Below are 17,462 nucleotides of genomic sequence, written 5' to 3'. Positions count from 1 at the left end.
GAGTTGCAAAAACTCAGAAATTCAGCAAGACAGAAATTCAGAACGGCATCCGGTTAGCGCCGGGGCCCGCGATCGTGAGGAGTGGCGGGAGATCCGCGAAAACCGCCGGGCGGGCTTGTTGCCGAAAGGCGATGGCCGAGCCGCGCGTTTCCGCGCGGCCGGAATCTGAGGCTATTTGATACCGATTGAAGCACGACGGAGTTTGGCTGCCGTCAATTCCGGCGGGGACGCAGTCCCCGCTCGGCGGATTCCGATTTCGGCAACAAGCCCGTGCGGCGCTACTCGGTGATGCCGTACTTCTTGCCGTGCCGCTGCATGAACTCTCGAAGTGCGGTGAACGCCTTTTGCAGAATATCGTCTGGCGGCAAGATCACGACGCGAAAGTGCTGCGTGCCGGGAACCTGTCCGAAGCCGCTGCCGGGCACGACGACCACGCCCGTCTCGCGCAAGAGTTCCGCGCAGAAATCGTGATCGGAGCCCTTAATGTGCAGACGCGGAAAGGCATAGAACGCGCCCTCAGGCTTCAGGCAGGAGATCCCCGGGATCGCATTCAACTCCCGGACGGTGAGATCGCGACGACGGCGCAACCGGGCGTTGACTTCCGCGATGTGCGACTGATCTCCCTCGAGCGCGGGCTGAATCGCGTGCTGCTCGGGGTGATTCGCGCAGAGCCGCGCGCGCAGGAGCTTGTTGATGGCTTCGACGTATTGCGCGAGCTTCTTGGTTGGCCCGCTCACGATGCCCCAGCCAATGCGAAAACCGGGCACGACATAGGACTTGGAAAGCCCGTTGAAGGTAATCACGGGCGCATCGGCGCTCAAGGAAGCAATCGAGACGTGCGGGTTGTCATCAAGGATCAGCTTGTCATAAATCTCGTCGGCAAAGATCACCAGGCCATGCTCAAGCGCCAGCTGGACCAGCCCCTGCAACGTCGCGCGACTGCAAACTGAGCCGGTCGGATTGTTCGGGTTGATCATGACAATTGCGCGCGTCTTGTCATTGATTCTTCCGCGAATGTCTTCGATGTTCGGCTGCCAGCCGTTCGACTCATCAAGGTAGTACGGATTCTCCACGGCGCCGAGCTTGCAAAGAATCGCACTGTACAACGGATAGCCCGGAGTGGGGAGGAGGACGTTCTCACCGGGGTTGACCAGCGCGGTCAGGCAGAGATCGATGGCCTCACTGGCGCCGGTCGTCATGAACACGTCCCGGATTTCGCGAATGCCCTTGCGGGCGGCTTCGCGCTCGACCGCCGCCACCGCCGAGGCAATGCCGGAGGAGGGCGAATACCCATTCTGATTGGCCAGCATCGCCTGATACGTGGCCTCAACGATGTGCCGCGGAGTTACGAAGTCAAATTGATTCGGATCGCCGATATTGAGATAGAGCATCTCTTTGCCGGACTTTGCGACTTGATTGGCAAGCACGACGACATCACGTACCGCATACGTGATGTGATCGGTGCGTTGGGCGGGAACAATTGGGGAGGGAGCCGTCATAGCCGGATGAGGGTGGGGCCGCTCAGCAGTCTGAGGGAGGCCGAGGTCAAACGTCCTGCGATTGCCACTTATGGGCGAAGTGCGAGTAGATCGCAATGCCGACGGCGGACGCGATGCCGATGGCCGCGAACTGGTACCAGAGTTTGTACGGATGATAAGTGTGCCATAGCGTGTTCGTGACCTGCACCGCGTCCATGCCGGAAATGGTGCCGAGAAATGCGGTCGCCTTGGCGCGCGCAATGCCTTCGCCCTGCACAAAGGCGTCGGAGACCGCCTGCACAGCCTGGGCCGAATCGGCACCGGCCGCCTGCACCTTTGCCACGATGGCATTCTGCGAGAGGTCGCTCGTGATACCGAACTTGCTCGCCAAATAGTTGAGCGAGAGGTTGGCCTTGTCACCCATGCGGTCATAGACCTCGCCGCCCATCAGCGAGCCATAGCTCCAGCCGATGGCCAGCGGAATATTGGCGTAGCCCATGTAGAGCGCCTTCTGCCCCTCCGGCGCGATAATGCCGAGATACTCGTTCATCTTCGGACTCGCCAGCATTTCGCCGACACTGAAGCAGAAGATGCCGAGGATGCACAGATAGCCGGACATCGTGAAGCCCGCGAATACGAGGCCGAAAGCGGAGATGGACATGCCGATCAGGATCGACGTCAGCCGGCGCATCCGCGAGACGAGCCAGGAGACAAAGATCACGCAAACCACGATGAGGCCGGAGTTGGCGTTGATCATCCACTCCTGCGAGATCATCGTGCCGCGGGGCGTCGCGTTGGTCATCCAACTCGGGAGGCCCAATGCGCTGACGATGCTCGAACTGTCCACCCAATCTACGATAAAGTTGGGCAGCATGTCAAATAGCTGCATGAACATCAGCCAGAAGCCGGACATCAGCCAGATGAAGGCGCCGACGCGGGTCGTACGAACGACGAGGGCCCCGAGCGAAACGAACACGACTCCGAGTCGAATATTCTGCGCCAGGGGGAACACGAAGGCCAACAGAATCAGGCCAGCGGCGGCAGGAATCAACCACCACGGACGCGCCATGTTGACGCAAGTCGTTTTGAAGATCGTCAGCGGCGTGCCGCGCGGATCGCCACCGGCCGGAACCTCTTGGTAGGTGAGCAGCATCAGCAAATTCAGGCTGACAATGCACGCGCAACCGATGAAGACTGCCGGCCAGGAAATACCGTAGAGAAAATGCGCGAGCGGCGGCCCGAGAAAGCCGCCGACATTCACCACCATGTAGAATGTGCCCCAGCCGACCGACGAGTTTTCCTTGCTGATCGAGCGGACCAGTGTGCCCTGAATCCCGGGCTTGAAGATGGCCGTCCCGAGGGCGAGCACGCAGCAGGAAAACAGAAACGGCCAGTACTCGCGCTGGGTTGCCATCAGCAAATATCCGCCGGCCGTCAAGCCGACGCTGAGCGCGATCGTCTTCTTATAGCCGTAGCGGTCCGCAAAGCCGCCCGAAAACATCGGCACCAGCGATTGCACGAGCGCCCAATAGAAGAAGATGAGCCCCTTCTGCAACTGCGTGAAGTGCAAGCCGCCGACATTGTCTGCCTGGGCAATGTAGATCGGAATTACCGTTCGCATGCCGTAGTAGGCAAGCCGCTCGATCATCTCGATCGTGTTGAGCATCCAGAATGCTCGCGGGAAGGCCTTCAATTGCGTGACAAGGCTACTCATGGAGGCGGGGGTGAGGGGCTATCGGAACAAGGAGCAGGGAACAGGGAACAAGGAAGACTACTCGACGGCGAAGCTTAGCGAGACGACAGAAGTGATATCCTTCTCCAGAGACGATGTGTCGTAAGTGCCGTAATCGCTGACATCCGTGGAATTGCGCGGGGTCACCTGAAATACACCCATCCGAGCCGTGCGTAACGCGCCGATCTTGACCCCCGCGCTCTCGGCGATCTTCTCGGCCCGCGCGCGAGCGTCCCTGGACGCCTCGCCCAGCATTTCGATGCGGAGATCCGACAGCTTGGTATAAATGTACTCGGGGGAGTTCGAGTCGAGCGGTATGTCTTCTTTGATCAGCTCAGACGCTCGGCTGGAGAGGTCGGTGACTTCCTTCACCTTGTCGCTTTGAATCTCGAAGGATAGATGGCAGGTGTAAGCGAGGATGCGGCCGGTCTCCTGATAATTGTCGTTCCGTTCGTCAATTGTGCCCGTGTTAATCGTACTGAACCGGACGGACTCATCAGGGACTTTGTTGGCCTTCAGGTAGTCACGGATGCGCGCCTGATACTTCTCCACGTCCTCGTACGCCTCTTTGAGCGTCGCGCGCTGCGACCGAACCGAGGCGCGCCACGTAACATAATCGGAGACGATAGCCTTTTTGGCCGAACCGGTGACCGTGACCACGTCAGCCGTGCGCTTAGAGGCGACAAATCCGCGTTGCGCAAGCAAGCCGAACAAGGCGATGGCAACCGCGATCGCGACGAGCCCAATCGTGTTGGTCGATCGTTCCATGGGTACTCCGTTTCTGCAAGACACCCGGTAATGAAAAAACACCAGCCCGGAGGGGACCACGAGCTGGTGTCTTGTCAATTAAGTGATTGCTCCGGAGGAGGGATTCGAACCCCCGGCCTAGTGGTTAACAGCCACCCGCTCTACCGCTGAGCTACTCCGGAATGCAGACTCCAAATGTACAAATCTACTTAAATAAAGTCAAGGGCGCACCGTGCGGACGCAGCCGGTTCGCGGGAGGCATTGCAATACCTTGGACAGCCATAATTCTAACCAACAGATTGTTAATATTTAATATATGCATTATCCACCTCGTGAAGTGATCAAGTGGCATGAGCCTCGTCGCCAACGGCATTGAGCGCTTGTGATGGCAGCGAGCGCGGGTCGATGGCAGCGCATTTCGGCTCATGTGAGGAATCGCGCTTGGAGGTCGTCGCCCAGCCACAACGTCGTGCCGGGATGAGGAGTTGCTTCCCAGCGTACACGACCCTATATTTGTCCGTATTCCTGTGAATAGAAACAGAGAGGACGATGAGTTCCTGTATCTTCTGCAAAATCGCATCGGGCGAGATCCCATCCAAAAAGGTCTTGGAAACTGATGACATTGTCGCATTTCACGATGTCAATCCACAGGCCCCCAAGCATCTGCTGGTCATCCCCCGACGGCACATCGAAAAACTGGCGGACCTGAATCCGACGGACATTCCGCTGGTGGGACGACTGGTTGTCGCCGCCGGCGAAGCGGCTCGTCTCGCCGGGATGGAGGCCGACGGTTACAGACTTGTGATCAATAGCGGTGAGCGCGCCGGGCAAAGTGTGTTTCATCTCCACCTTCATCTACTCTCGGGACGGGACTTCCAGTGGCCGCCGGGATAGATGGCAACACGTCAACGGGAGCCGCGGCGATGCAAGCCAGAAAGCCGTTAGTGCGACTGTGCGTGACGGGCGGAGTCAGCGGCGAGGCTGCGGATTCTATTCGTCAACTGCTCCCTGCCGCCGAGTTCCGGCTGCAGATTCTCGGGTCGCTTGCTGAGGCGGTGGCAGCGGCTGAGCAGCAGCACGCGGATCTCTTGCTGTTCAGTTGCGGGACGGCCACGCACGAGGCGATTGAAGCCGCGCGGCGCGAACTGCCCACGGTAACCTTGGTGGGCGTCGCCGCTTCGCACCGTACGGCCAGCGAAGAAGTGGCATGCGCGGAACTTGTGGACGCGTGGCTGCACTTACCGATCGTCTCGATCGACCAGGCGCGAGGCTTGATTCGGCTGACGATAGAGCGGCGCGACCTGCTGCTGGAAAACTCGCTGATCCGCTCTGAGATCGAACGGCTGAGCACTTCCTCGCAACACCTCGTTGATGACAAGACACGGGAGGTCTTGTTTGCCAAAGAGCGGCTGACCTGCCTGTTTCAATGTGTGCCCGCCGTGATGGCGGCCGTGACGATCGAACACAAGCTCGCGCAGGCCGCCGCGGCACTTTGCGGGCCCAACTTCTTCCGGTCGGCGCGGCTATACCTCGATGATGTGCAGAAGGGCATGGTGACCGGCGAGGGAGGTGTGCCGCTGGTCACGCTCGCGTCAATCGAGCGCTATCGGGATCTACGCGTGTTGCTCGGTGACCAACCTTCCACGACGATTGCGGCCGATACGGCCAGCGGTTCCGGCGGGCAGCCGGTCCTGATCGCCCCCGTGCGCGATCACGAAGGCCACTTGGTCGGCCTGGCCGAGCTGGGAGATGGCGACGAAGTCAGTATTCCGCATCCGGAAACGCTGGCGCTGATCGAGTTGTTTCTCACGTTGACGTCGCAATCCATTGAACAATTCCGATTGGAACGCGAGCTCGAGGAGAGCGAAGCATCCTACCGTTCCCTGATCGACAATGTCGGCGACGTCATCTTCCGCACTGAACGCGACGGCAAGATCAATTTTGTCAGCCGGCAGGTGATCGGGATGCTGGGTCAACACTGGCGTCAAGTGTTGGGGACGAACTTCTTCGATCACGTGCGCGAGTCTGACCGGTCGGATGTGCAGGTCGTGCTGCCGTACTTGCTGGAAGGGCACAGTCATGTGCGCGATATCGGGTTTCTGCGGCAGGACGGCCGCGAAATGGTCGCCTTTGTCTCGCTAACACCCGTTACCGAGCACGGGGCGATCACCGGTATCATGGCGGTGGCTCGCGACGTTACGGAGAAGCGCCGACTGGAACGGCAGATCGAGGACTCCGAGCACCGCTATCGGGCGCTGCTCGAGAACGCCAATGACGCCATCGTCTTGATCGACCCGGTATCCCACCGCATCGTGGACGCGAATCCCCAGATGTTGCAGCTCGTCGGCTATTCCCGCGAGGAGTTGATGCGCATGACCGCCTTCGACATCCGGCCGCCCTCGCGACAAGCGGAAGTCCAGGCGCGCATCGAGTCCGTGATGAGCAGCGGGCAGGGCCGGTTTGAAGACGTGCCGATCTTGCGCAATGACGGCGAATACGTTTACGTCGATACGTCGGCCAGCGCGCTCGAACTGGAAGGACAGCGTTTCTACCAGGCGATTCTGCGGGACGTGACCGCGCAGCGAGCCATGAACGATGCGCTCAACAAGCGGGTGATCGAGTTGCAGGTCCTGACAGAAGTCAGCGACGCGCTCCAATCATCGGTCGATCTACGGAGCGTGATGGGCATCGTGCTCGCCGGTGTGACCGCGGGGTCCGGGCTCGGCTTCAACCGCGCCTACATTCTGAGTTTCGATGAGTCCCATGCGATGCTGCACGGAGAAGCCGGAGTCGGTCCGGCCAGCGCCGAGGACGCGTGGCGAATCTGGTCCGAGCTGAACCAAAAGGCGATGACGCTGAGCGAGATGTTCGCGCAGCGAGTCAGCGGTGCGGCCTACGATTTCGAAGCGCAGTCGCAGTACGCGCGCGCGCTGCGCGTTGATGTGAGCGACGAGGCCAATCCGTTTTCGTGCGCAATGCGCGAACGGGACGCGGTGTTGGTCACCCGCGCCAGCGATCTGGCGGACCTGCCCGGCGAGTTCCTGACGCAGTATCAGGCAAGCGAGTTTGCCATCGTTCCGCTCTGCACGCGTGACGAAGTGCTGGGGGTGCTGCTTGTTGATAATTTGTTCAGCTTGCGGCCGATTGAAGAGGAGGACTTGCACAGGCTTAAACTGTTCGCAAATAGCGCGGCCTCGGCCTTTGAACGCGGCCGATTGCTCGTTAGCCTGGAGAAGCGCTTGCATGAGCTGACTCTGGCGAACCAGCACTTGAAAGAGAGCCGCGATCGCCTGATTAAGACCGAGCGATTGTCCGCGATCGGCGAGGTCGCCGCGTCCGTTGCCCACGAGATTCGTAACCCGCTTGCGGCAATCGGCGGCTTTGCACGAAGCGTTTACTCCTCGCTCGGCGAACGGGATCGAAACAAACAGAAGGTCGGGATCATCATCGAGGAGACTGCACGGCTTGACGAAATTCTTCGTTCTATACTTGAATTCTCTCGCCCAAGCGTCCCGAAATTCGCCGAGATAGACCTGAACGGCCTCGTGCTGCAGACGGTGCATTTCATGGACGCAGAGATCGATGATCAGCTGATCCAAATCCACTATGAACTGGATCCCGCGCTGCCGCCGGCCTGGGCCGATGCCAGCCAGATCCGCCAGGTGCTGCTCAATATCATGCGAAACTCGGTGCAGGAAATGCCCGGAGGGGGTGAGCTCAGAATCCGATCCGAGTTTGTGGGAACGATGCTGAAACTGGCCGTGTCCGACTCCGGCCCGGGGATTCCGCCTGAACGGCTGGAGAAGATATTTGACGCATTCTTTACCACCAAACCGAGCGGATCCGGACTGGGTTTGTCAATTTGTTCGCAGATCGTAAGGAATCATAATGGCCGATTGGAGGCATTCTCGAACCCCGGAGAAGGGGCTACTTTCATCATGACCCTGCCCGCCGCCGGTACCGGCTCTTGATTATTAACTGCTTCTAACGTATATTCTTGCCTTGAATAATCTATCCCATGAACAGAGGTTGGCAAGCATGCTGAACGGTAATAAATGGGCCGTTTTGTTGTTGATCGTGATGGTCGCTGTCGTCGGTTGCAAGAAAGGACCATCCGAATCCGAACTCTTCGAGAAAGCCAAGCAGCTTCAAGAGTCCAATGACTTCCAGGGCGCGATCGCGGCATACCAGCAGATCGTCAAGGATCATCCGAAGTCGCCGCAGGCTCCGCAGTGCCAATTCATGATCGGGTATCTCTACGCCAACCATTTGAAAAATATGGATATGGCTAAGGGCGCCTACCGAGACTTTATCAAGCTGTATCCCGAGCACCAGCTGGTCAAAGATGCTCAGTGGGAGCTGGACCATCTCGGACAAGACGTCAACGAGATCGAGGAACTGAACAAGATCCTCGCCAAGGACGGCGGTGCAGGGGCCAAGGTGGACACGGCGGCTAAGGCGAAATAGGCCGGTGGGGTGGTGTCTCCAGAGTATTTGGAAAGGTCCCCACGTGGTTGGGGATTCTTTTTTTCACAGGAACTTTGACACGGCCCGCCGTGTCTAAACCTACGAGCCGCGGCATGACTGCGGCTTTGTGGTGAAATAAATCATAAGGGATCATGGATCAGAACATTCAGGAACTCACCGAACGGATCAAATTGGCCTCGGAAATCGCCGACCGGATTACCCTTGAAGCCGGTAAGGTCGTCTATGGCCAGAGATATATGCTTGACCGCTTGCTGATTGGATTGTTCGCGGGCGGGCACATCCTGCTCGAAGGCGTGCCCGGTCTGGCGAAGACGCTGGCGATCAAGACACTTGCTCAAACCATGCAGGCGAAGTTCCAGCGCATTCAGTTCACACCGGATCTGCTGCCGGCGGACCTGATCGGCACCCTGATCTATAACCAGAAGGATGGGCAATTCACCACCCGCAAGGGGCCGGTATTCGCCAACTTTGTGTTGGCGGACGAAATCAACCGCGCTCCGGCGAAAGTGCAGTCCGCGCTGCTGGAAGCGATGCAGGAGCGGCAGGTCACGATCAGCGATGCAACCTATCCGCTGCCGGAGCCGTTTCTCGTGCTGGCGACGCAAAACCCGATTGAGCAGGAAGGGACCTATCCGTTGCCCGAAGCGCAGGTGGATCGCTTCATGCTCAAGGTGAAGATCGACTACCCCAAGCGCGACGAAGAGGTCAGGATCATGCGCACCTATGCGAAGTCCGAGTCCACACCGGTGATGGCGGTCGTGTCGCCGCAGGAAATCCTGGACTCGCGAGCGTTGATCGAGTCGATCTACGTTGACCCCAAGATTGAGCAATACGTGTTGGATATTGTGTTTGCCAGCCGCAAGCCGGAAGAACACAAGTTGCCCGACCTGAAGCCGTTGATTCAGTACGGTGCGTCCCCGCGGGCGTCGATCTACCTGATGAAAGCCGCGCGGGCCCACGCATTTCTGCGGAGGCGCGGCTACGTCATTCCCGAAGATATCCGCGCGGTCGGGCTCGATGTGCTGCGGCATCGCGTCACGGTTACCTATGAGGCCGAAGCCGAAGAAATGACGAGCGAGGATATCATCAACAAGATTTTCAACACCGTCGAGGTGCCGTAAGGCGTAAGCGTGGTGCCCCGCACTTCACCGGAGGAGATCATGCAGCGACTGGTGCTGGTGTTTCTAATGGGCGTGGGTGTGCTCGCAGCAAGTTCCGCGGTCGGCTTGGCCATCGGTGGGGGCGGAGTCGATTTCGAAGCACGGCCGTGGTTGATTCCCGCCGTGACACATAGTGCCATGGCGGCTGTGGCTCTGGCTTTGATGGCCTTGATCGGCAGGGGGCAGTGGTCACAGTTCGGATTTACCGTGCCGGTGGGACGCGTATGGGGACCGGCAATGTGGGGTGGCTTGGGTATAGGTGTTGTGTCCACGCTTGTGCTCAGTCTGTTCACGGACGAAGAGGTTTCGGGTACCGAGCGGTTCACTTTCTGGCAAATCGTGCTCTTTGTTTGGATCTGGGCAAGCGCCTGTGAGGAACTGCTGGTGCGCGGGTTGTTGCAGGGCTTGCTCGGCAGCCTCGGTCAGGTCGGATTCCGCGTTGGCACGTACCGGATCACGCTGCCGGTCTTGTTTGGCGCCGTCTTCTTTGGTCTGATGCACCTTGGACTCTTGAGCCTGGGAATGAGCGGCGCGGCTGTCGCGGTGGTCGCGCTGTTCGCGGCGATCCTCGGCGGACTGGCGGGCACGCTGCGGGAACGCAGCGGCAGTGTAATCGCGGCGATGGTCGCCCACACGTCCGCGAATGCTGGTGGCACAGTGATTGGATTCTGGTTAGCATGAAAGCATGAGGCTGTTTCCTTTGGTTTCACGGCCGATCTTATGATGGACACCCGCGAAATTCTGCGTAAGGTGCGCCAGATCGAACTCAAGACGCGCGGCGTCGTGAACGAGATTCTCTCGGGCGAGTATCATGCCGTGTTCAAGGGGCGGGGCATGAACTTCGCCGAAGTCAGAGAATATCAGATCGGCGATGACGTGCGCGCGATCGATTGGAACGTGTCCGCGCGCATGGGACACCCGTTCATCAAGCTGTTCGAAGAAGAACGGGAACTGCTGGTGATGTTGCTCTGCGACATGTCCAGCTCGGCCATGTTCGGGTCGCAACAGAGCCTGAAAAGCGAAGTCGCGGCCGAACTCGCCGCGGTACTCGCATTCTCCGCGATCAAGAACAACGACAAGGTCGGACTGATTCTATTCACGGATAAGATTGAGAAGTTCGTTCCCCCGCGCAAGGGCAAGACGCACATCCTGCGCATCCTGCGCGAATTGCTCACCTTTGAGCCGGAACGCAGCGGGACGGATATCAAGGCCGCGCTCGAACATCTCAATCACGTAGTCAAGAAGAAAGCGATTGTGTTTCTGATTTCGGATTTCATGAACGAAGGTTATGAACGCGCGCTGCGGATCGTCGGCAAGAAGCACGACCTCGTGGCCGTACACCTGACCGATCCGCGCGAGCAGACGCTGCCCAATGTCGGTCTGATCCGACTGCATGACGCCGAATCCGGCGAGCCGATGTGGGTGGACACATCGTCACGAAAGGTCCGGCAATTGCTTGATGCCAATTTCCGGCGCAGGCAGGCGGCGGTCAAATCGGAAACGCAACGCTCCGGCGTTGATTACCTGCCGCTCACGACCGATAAGGACTATGTGCGACCGCTGATTCAGTTCTTCCAGCGGAGGGAACGGCGGCGGTGAAACTGCTGGTATTCGCCGTTCAAGTTATCGCCGTACTGTGCTCCGTCGCCGGCGCCGCGACCGTCGTTACCGAGCTCAGTCCCCGGCAAGCCAGAATCGGCGAGGAGTTGGTGCTCTCCGTGACGGTGAGCGGCGCCGATGGCAGGCCGGTATCCGTGCAGCTGCCTGAAGACACGCCGTTCGAGTTGCTGCACATCGATACCGCCGCTTACGCGAAGACGGGCGCGCTGGCCTATGTGCTCGCCGTCTATGATACGGGCCGCTTCGAGCTGCCGCCGTTGCCGGTAGTCGTGGGCAAAGCGGGCGGGGCGGACACGCTTTACACGCAGCCGCAGCACGTCGTCATCGTCTCGTCATTGCCGGATACCGCGGCGGCAATTCGCGGTTTGAAGCCATATCGTGAGCAGAAGTTCCGCTGGCGAGAGTTGTATGCCTACTGGTGGATCCCAACGGCGATTGCGCTGGCCCTCGGTGCGTGGTGGATTTGGCGGCGCTACTTTCGCAAGCAGACCGCGGCCGAGATCGCGGCGCTGGAACCCGAATTACCCCCCTATGAGCAGGCCGTCCGGGATTTGTTGCTGCTGAAAGATCGCAAGTATCCCGAACGCGGCATGATGAAAGAGTTCTATGTTGACTACAGCCATATCATGCGCAATTATCTCGAGCGACGGTTCGGCTTTCCGGCCCTGGAGATGACGACGTTTGAACTCGAATACGAACTCGACGACGCGCGATTCCATCCGCAGCTCCGGCAACGGCTGTTGCCGGTCTTGCAAGAGTCTGATCTGGTGAAGTTCGCCAAGTTGATTCCGTCGCCCAACCGGGCCGGGCAGTGCATCGAATTGGGTTATGAGATGCTGGTACTGACAAAGGTCGAAAGCGAAGCCGTGAGACCGGAAGAGGCCGCCGCCGCGTGAAATTCGCCCATCCCGAACTGCTGTGGGCGCTGTTGGTCCTGCCGGTTTTGGCTTATTTCCATTTCTGGCGGGAAGGGAGGAGGTGGACCGACTTCCGCTTCCCCTCCCTCGCGGCGTTGACGGGCGCGAACAAGACGTGGCGCGTGCGACTGCGGCACTTGCCGTTCGTGCTCCGGCAACTGGCAATCGGATTCATGATCGTCGTCCTCGCACGACCGCAGGTATTTGACAAAGAAGTCAAGAAGAGCGTGGAGGGTATCGATATCATGCTTTGCATCGATACCTCGACGTCCATGCTGGCCGAGGACCTGAAACCCAACCGTGTCGAGGCCGCGAAAAAGGTCGCCGAGGACTTCGTGACCGGACGCGAGTCGGACCGAATCGGTGTGGTCCCGTTCGCCGCCGTCAGCTTTACTCAGTGTCCGCTCACGACGGACTACGAGGTCGTGGTCAGTCTATTGAAAGACCTGAAAACCGGCATGGTGGAGGACGGGACGGCGATCGGAATGGCGATGGCCACGTCGCTGAACCGGCTGCGCGAGTCCGAAGCCAAGAGCAAGGTCGTGATTTTGCTCACCGACGGCCAGAATAATCGCGGGGAGATCGACCCGGTCACGGCGGCACAGGCGGCCGCCGCGCTGGGAATCCGGGTGTACACGGTGGCCGTCGGAACGCAGGGCATGGCGCCGTATCCGGTCGAGACCGTATTCGGCAAACGCTATCAGCAGGTGCCGGTCACCATCGACGAAGAAATGATGAAGGAGATTGCGGCGATGACCGGAGCCAAGTATTTCCGCGCGACCGACGAGAAGAAGCTCGCAAAGATCTACGAGGAAATCGACCGGCTCGAACGGACCAAGGTGAATGTCGAGGAATACCGGCGCGTCGCCGAAGTCTTCCACCCGTGGCTGTGGGCCGCGCTGGCCGCGGTCACGCTTGAGTTCTTGCTCTCGATCTGGGGATTGCGTAAGCTGCCATGATCAAGTTCGAGTACCCGTGGCTGTTATGGATGCTCCTGCTCTTACCGCTCTGGCTCGGCCTGATCTGGTACGGACTGCGACAACGGCGCAAGGCCTCGGAGTTGTTTGTCGCGGATGGCTTGTTGGCGAAGATCGCCTATGCCTTCAGTCCGGCACGGCTCCGAATCAAGGCGGGGATGTGGGCCGCCGCGTGGGCCCTGAGCGTGATCGGGCTGGCGAATCCGCAGGTCGGCACGAAGTTGGAAGAGGTCAAGCGGCAGGGCATCGATATCGTGATCGCGCTGGATATCTCGACCAGCATGCTCTGCGAGGATATCCGGCCCTCGCGACTCGAGAGCGCGCGTAACGAGATTCTGAAGTTCGTCAGCGGGCTGAAGGGGGACCGGGTCGGGCTCGTGGCGTTTGCCGGAAGCGCCATCACGCATTGCCCGCTCACGATGGACTATGGCGCGGTCAAGATGCTCGTGCGAATCATGAACACGGAGATCATTCCGGAACAGGGAACGGTCATCACCGAAGCGCTGGAACAGGCGACGCGCGCGTTTGATGAGGAGGAAGCCAAGAGTCGCGTTGTCGTGGTCATCACGGACGGCGAGGACCAGGAGGAAGAAGCCGTCGAGGCGGCGCGGAAAGCCGCGGAAGCGGGAATTCGCGTGTATGCGATCGGGCTGGGCACTCCGCAGGGCGCGCCCATTCCACTGCGCGACGAGCGCGGACTGCCCGCGGGTTTCAAGCGCAATCCCCAGGGCGAAGTCATCGTGACGCGCCTGAACGAGCCGCTGCTCGAACGCGTTGCCGACGCGGGCGACGGCCGCTATTTGCGCGGCAGTCAGAGCGCGCAGGAGCTGCAAACGATTTGGGATGATATTGCCCAGATGGAAAAGACCGAATTCGGGAAGAAGCAATTCACGTCGTTCGAGGATCGTTTCGCCTACCTCGTACTCCCGGCACTGTTGCTGCTGCTGGGAGAATTTTTCGTGTCCGAGCGGAAGCGAGAGGAACGATGGCGGGTCGTGCTGCCGAAATTCCGCCGCGGCCGGAAGCTGGCGGGGGACGCATGAGTCGAGCGGTGCTGATCGCTTTGATCTGTTGCGCGGTGACGGTCTGTGCTAACCCGCGGCAGGAGGTCAAGCGCGGCAATCGAGCCGCGCAAGACAGCCTGAATGACGCCGCCTTGCTGCATTACAAGACCGCGCTCGAACAGGGAGCCGACACGTCCGTCGTGATGTACGACCTCGGCAACGTCATGTACCAGCAGCAGCAGTTCGACAAAGCGGAGCAGGCCTACATCGGATCGCTCGGTCCCGACCAACTGCCGGACGAGCAAAGCCACACGCTTTACAATCTGGGGAACTCCTATTTCGAGAGTCAGAAATACGATAAAGCCATCGCGGCTTATGTCGAGTCGCTCAAGCGCAACCCGGCCGATGACGAGGCGCGCTACAACCTTGAATTGGCGCGGCGCATGCTGCAACAACAGCAACAGCAGAAGCAGCAAGACAAGCAGCAGGATAAACCGCAGCAAAAGCAGGACTCGACCCAGCAGCAGCAGAATCAAGATCAGAAGCAGGATCAAGATCAACAGCAGCAGCAGGATCAGCAGCAGCAGCAAGATCAGCAGCAGGAGCAGGAACCAGCGGAACAGGCCCAACCACAAGCCGGCAAGCAGATGTCCAAGCAAGAAGCCGAGCGGCTGCTGAACGCGTTGCTGTCTAACGAACAACAGGCGCTGAAAGACGTAAAGAAGATTAAGGTGGCGGCGCGGAAGAAACGCGAGAAGGACTGGTGAGAGCGATCGTCTTCGCGCTGCTGCTGACCGCTGCCGGCGCTTTTGCACAATACAGGTTGGCCGCGAGCGTGGACCGAAATCCCGTGCGCGTCGGCGACGCGCTGTCGCTCACGGTCACCTTTGAAGGTGCCTCGTCGGGCGTACCGTCACCCGCGCTTCCCACGCTCGGCAAACTGCAGGTGACGGGGGGGCCGTTCTCGAGCACGAACTTCTCGATGGTCAACGGCCGGACGAGTTCTTCGATCATCTATACCTACCGGTTGCGTGCGACGGCGGAAGGACACGGTGAAATCGGTCCGGTTTCGCTGGTGTATCAGGGAAAGACGTTTACGACCAACCCGATTTCGGTAAAGATTCTGGCGGCGGGCGCGGCCACGCCGCCGGCCGGCGGAGGTGGCGCGGACGCGCCGGGCGCCGCCGATAACGTATTCATTCGGGCGATTCCGGATAAGACGTCGTTGGTGCAGGGTGAACAGGTGACCGTCTCCTACAAGATCTTCTTCAACGTGCAGATGACGAGTCCGGAGATCACGCAGTTGCCGCGGGCGGCGGGGTTCTGGGTGGAAGAGATTCCGATGCCGAATCAACTCACGTTGACCGACGAGATGATCGGGGGCAAGTCCTACAAGGCCGCGGTGATTCGGAAATTCGCCATGTTCGCGACGGGGTCGGGCGAGCTTGAAATCGAGCCGATGATCGTCACCACGCAGGTCGAACGCTCGCGCAGTCGTGGCCGGGATCCGTTCGATATCTTTAATGATCCGTTCTTCCGGCTGGGGTCGCCGCGCGAGGAAGTCAAGGTGCAATCTCCGCCCGTGAAACTGAAAGTCGCACCGCTGCCGGACGGCGCGCCGCCCGGCTTCAATGGCGCCGTCGGCTCGCTCCGAATCAGCGCCACGGTGGACCGTCCGGCGACCCGCACGAACGACGCGGTGACATTGACGGTCCGGCTGGAAGGTACGGGTAACATTAAGATGCTGCCGGAACCGCTGATTAGTTTTCCGCCGGATTTCGACCGGTACGATCCGAAACAGAGTGAACAGATCAATCGCAGCGGCGGCAGAATCGGCGGGGCCAAGATCTTCGAGTATGTGCTGATTCCGCGCGCGCCGGGAGTGCAGCGGATCCCGGAAATTGCATATTCGTATTTCGACCCCGCGACGGAGAAGTACGCGACGATCGCGACCGCCGCGATTGTGTTGACTGTGGATCGCGGGGATGCTCCCGGGAGCGGAACGCCCGCGCAAGTCCAGCGGCGTGACGTCACCTCCGTCGATACGGATATCGCGTTCGCGAAGACCAAACCCGGTTCCTTTCATGCGCGCGGTTCCCGGCCGCATCGGGAATACAATTTCTGGCTGTTGACCGGAGCACCATGGATGGGGTTGGCCGCATTGCATCTGGTCTTGACCCGGCGCGCCGCCGCTCTGCAAGCCAGGCCGTCGCGAGTCCGCCAGATACAGGCCGCCCAGAAGCAACTCAATCTCGCCCTGAAAGCGATCTCCGCCAAGCAGCCGCTGGACGCCTGCCGCGATGTGTCCGCGTGTCTGGATGCCATTCTCGCGCATTCGGGAGCCGACATCACGGAATCGGGCAGTCCGATCTTGTTGCGCGATGCCTGGCTCGACAAAGGCGAGTCTCCTGAACTCCTGAGTCAGATTCTCGATTTGCAGCGCGACTGCAATCTCGTCCGGTTTGCCGTGGGCTCGGCGGACTTAACGACCGCCGGGCAGTTAACGGAACGCGCGAAGCAGGTGATCGCGGAGTTCAGTCGCGGCGCAAAGGCGAAGGAGTCCGCGGCATGAGGCTACCGTGCTCGATCGCATTCCTGGTGTTGGGACTATCCCTTGTTGCGCAGTCCGATCCGCTCGCGAGATTCGACGAAGGGCTGCGCCTGTATCGCGAAAACAAGATCGACGGTGCGGTCAGCGCGTGGGAAAGCATCCTCCAATCCGGGGAGGCCAGCGGTCCGACGTATTTCAATCTCGGGAACGCCTATTTCCGCAAGGGCGACTATGGCCGGTCAATTCTCTACTACGAACGGGCGCGAGCCGACCTGCCGCGAGAGCGGGATCTGCAGGCGAATCTCGAGGAAGCAAGACGACGGATTGTGGATCGGATCGACCCCCCGATCCGGCTGGCGATCTGGAATTGGGTCGATGCGCTGCGGGACACGCTCACGCTGCGGGAGTTGGCCGCGGCGCTGCAGGCGCTGGGCGTGATTGCAGCCCTGGTTGCCGCGCTTCGTCTGCTGCAGCCGTGGTGGGCCCGGCGGATCGTCCAGCGAGTGATGGTCGCATCCTTGGGACTGTTCATACTGGCGGGTGCCTGGTACGGCTGGCGGGCGGTGGTTGAGCTGCAGCCGCGCGGTGTCATTATGGCCGAAAAGACCGACGTCTACTCCGCCCCCGATGACGGCAGCAAACAGTTGTTTGCCCTGCACAACGGTACTTCAGTCAAAATCGGCGAAACCCTGACAGGCTGGACTCGCATCGCGCTCGTCGATGGCCGGCAGGGGTGGATCAGCGCAGCCGACTTGGAGAAGATATGAACGTGCAAAAACTGCGTATCC

15 protein-coding genes and 1 tRNA gene are annotated in these 17,462 nt (G+C 59.9%); 12 read left to right on the top strand and 4 right to left on the bottom strand.

What is annotated here, in order from left to right; translation table 11 throughout:
• Positions 1-278: 278 nt before the first annotated feature.
• The 4 genes from HZB60_06015 to HZB60_06000 form a co-directional block, all read right to left on the bottom strand.
• Positions 279-1,499, bottom strand: a complete 1,221-nt coding sequence (locus HZB60_06015; GenBank protein MBI5059320.1) for an aminotransferase class I/II-fold pyridoxal phosphate-dependent enzyme — start codon at positions 1,497-1,499, stop codon at positions 279-281.
• 46 nt (positions 1,500-1,545) lie between these two features.
• Positions 1,546-3,192 (bottom strand): MFS transporter, encoded by a 1,647-nt coding sequence (locus tag HZB60_06010; GenBank protein ID MBI5059319.1) that lies wholly within the window; start codon positions 3,190-3,192, stop codon positions 1,546-1,548.
• Positions 3,193-3,249: 57 nt separating this feature from the next.
• Positions 3,250-3,978, bottom strand: a complete 729-nt coding sequence (locus HZB60_06005; GenBank protein ID MBI5059318.1) for an SIMPL domain-containing protein — start codon at positions 3,976-3,978, stop codon at positions 3,250-3,252.
• Positions 3,979-4,067: 89 nt separating this feature from the next.
• Positions 4,068-4,139 (bottom strand) — tRNA-Asn (locus HZB60_06000).
• Positions 4,140-4,506: 367 nt separating this feature from the next.
• On the opposite strand from HZB60_06000, the gene HZB60_05995 reads away from it, so the two are divergent.
• The 12 genes from HZB60_05995 to HZB60_05940 all read left to right on the top strand — a co-directional run bounded on the left by HZB60_05995 (position 4,507) and on the right by HZB60_05940 (position 17,441).
• Positions 4,507-4,851: a histidine triad nucleotide-binding protein gene (locus HZB60_05995; GenBank protein ID MBI5059317.1), complete on the top strand. Its 345-nt coding sequence runs from the start codon at positions 4,507-4,509 to the stop codon at positions 4,849-4,851.
• 29 nt (positions 4,852-4,880) lie between these two features.
• Complete coding sequence (locus HZB60_05990; GenBank protein ID MBI5059316.1) at positions 4,881-7,928, top strand: PAS domain S-box protein; 3,048 nt, start codon at positions 4,881-4,883, stop codon at positions 7,926-7,928.
• 31 nt (positions 7,929-7,959) lie between these two features.
• Positions 7,960-8,424, top strand: a complete 465-nt coding sequence (locus HZB60_05985) for a tetratricopeptide repeat protein (GenBank protein ID MBI5059315.1) — start codon at positions 7,960-7,962, stop codon at positions 8,422-8,424.
• 152 nt (positions 8,425-8,576) lie between these two features.
• Positions 8,577-9,566, top strand: coding sequence for an AAA family ATPase (locus HZB60_05980; protein MBI5059314.1), 990 nt, complete (start codon positions 8,577-8,579; stop codon positions 9,564-9,566).
• A 39-nt stretch (positions 9,567-9,605) separates the two neighbouring features.
• A complete protein-coding gene (locus HZB60_05975) occupies positions 9,606-10,286 on the top strand; it encodes a CPBP family intramembrane metalloprotease (protein ID MBI5059313.1) in 681 nt (226 codons plus the stop codon).
• 42 nt (positions 10,287-10,328) lie between these two features.
• Entirely contained in the window at positions 10,329-11,204 is an 876-nt protein-coding gene (locus HZB60_05970) for a DUF58 domain-containing protein (GenBank protein ID MBI5059312.1), read from the top strand.
• Positions 11,201-12,121, top strand: coding sequence for a hypothetical protein (locus HZB60_05965; GenBank protein ID MBI5059311.1), 921 nt, complete (start codon positions 11,201-11,203; stop codon positions 12,119-12,121). Before HZB60_05970 ends, HZB60_05965 begins: the two co-directional genes overlap by 4 nt.
• Positions 12,118-13,101: a VWA domain-containing protein gene (locus HZB60_05960; protein ID MBI5059310.1), complete on the top strand. Its 984-nt coding sequence runs from the start codon at positions 12,118-12,120 to the stop codon at positions 13,099-13,101. Before HZB60_05965 ends, HZB60_05960 begins: the two co-directional genes overlap by 4 nt.
• A complete protein-coding gene (locus tag HZB60_05955; protein ID MBI5059309.1) occupies positions 13,098-14,162 on the top strand; it encodes a VWA domain-containing protein in 1,065 nt (354 codons plus the stop codon). Before HZB60_05960 ends, HZB60_05955 begins: the two co-directional genes overlap by 4 nt.
• Positions 14,159-14,890: a tetratricopeptide repeat protein gene (locus HZB60_05950; GenBank protein ID MBI5059308.1), complete on the top strand. Its 732-nt coding sequence runs from the start codon at positions 14,159-14,161 to the stop codon at positions 14,888-14,890. The genes HZB60_05955 and HZB60_05950 overlap by 4 nt, the downstream gene beginning before the upstream one ends.
• On the top strand, positions 14,887-16,695 hold the full coding sequence (locus tag HZB60_05945) for a protein BatD (protein ID MBI5059307.1): 1,809 nt from the start codon (positions 14,887-14,889) through the stop codon (positions 16,693-16,695). Before HZB60_05950 ends, HZB60_05945 begins: the two co-directional genes overlap by 4 nt.
• Positions 16,692-17,441 carry a tetratricopeptide repeat protein gene (locus HZB60_05940; GenBank protein MBI5059306.1) on the top strand — a complete coding sequence of 250 codons (750 nt, stop codon included), beginning with the start codon at positions 16,692-16,694 and terminating at the stop codon, positions 17,439-17,441. Before HZB60_05945 ends, HZB60_05940 begins: the two co-directional genes overlap by 4 nt.
• Positions 17,442-17,462 lie beyond the last annotated feature (21 nt).

The sequence above is a fragment of the candidate division KSB1 bacterium genome, assembly GCA_016214895.1.
Classification (GTDB): Bacteria; Electryoneota; RPQS01; order RPQS01; family RPQS01; genus JACRMR01.
This window is presented reverse-complemented; position numbering and strand designations above follow the sequence as displayed.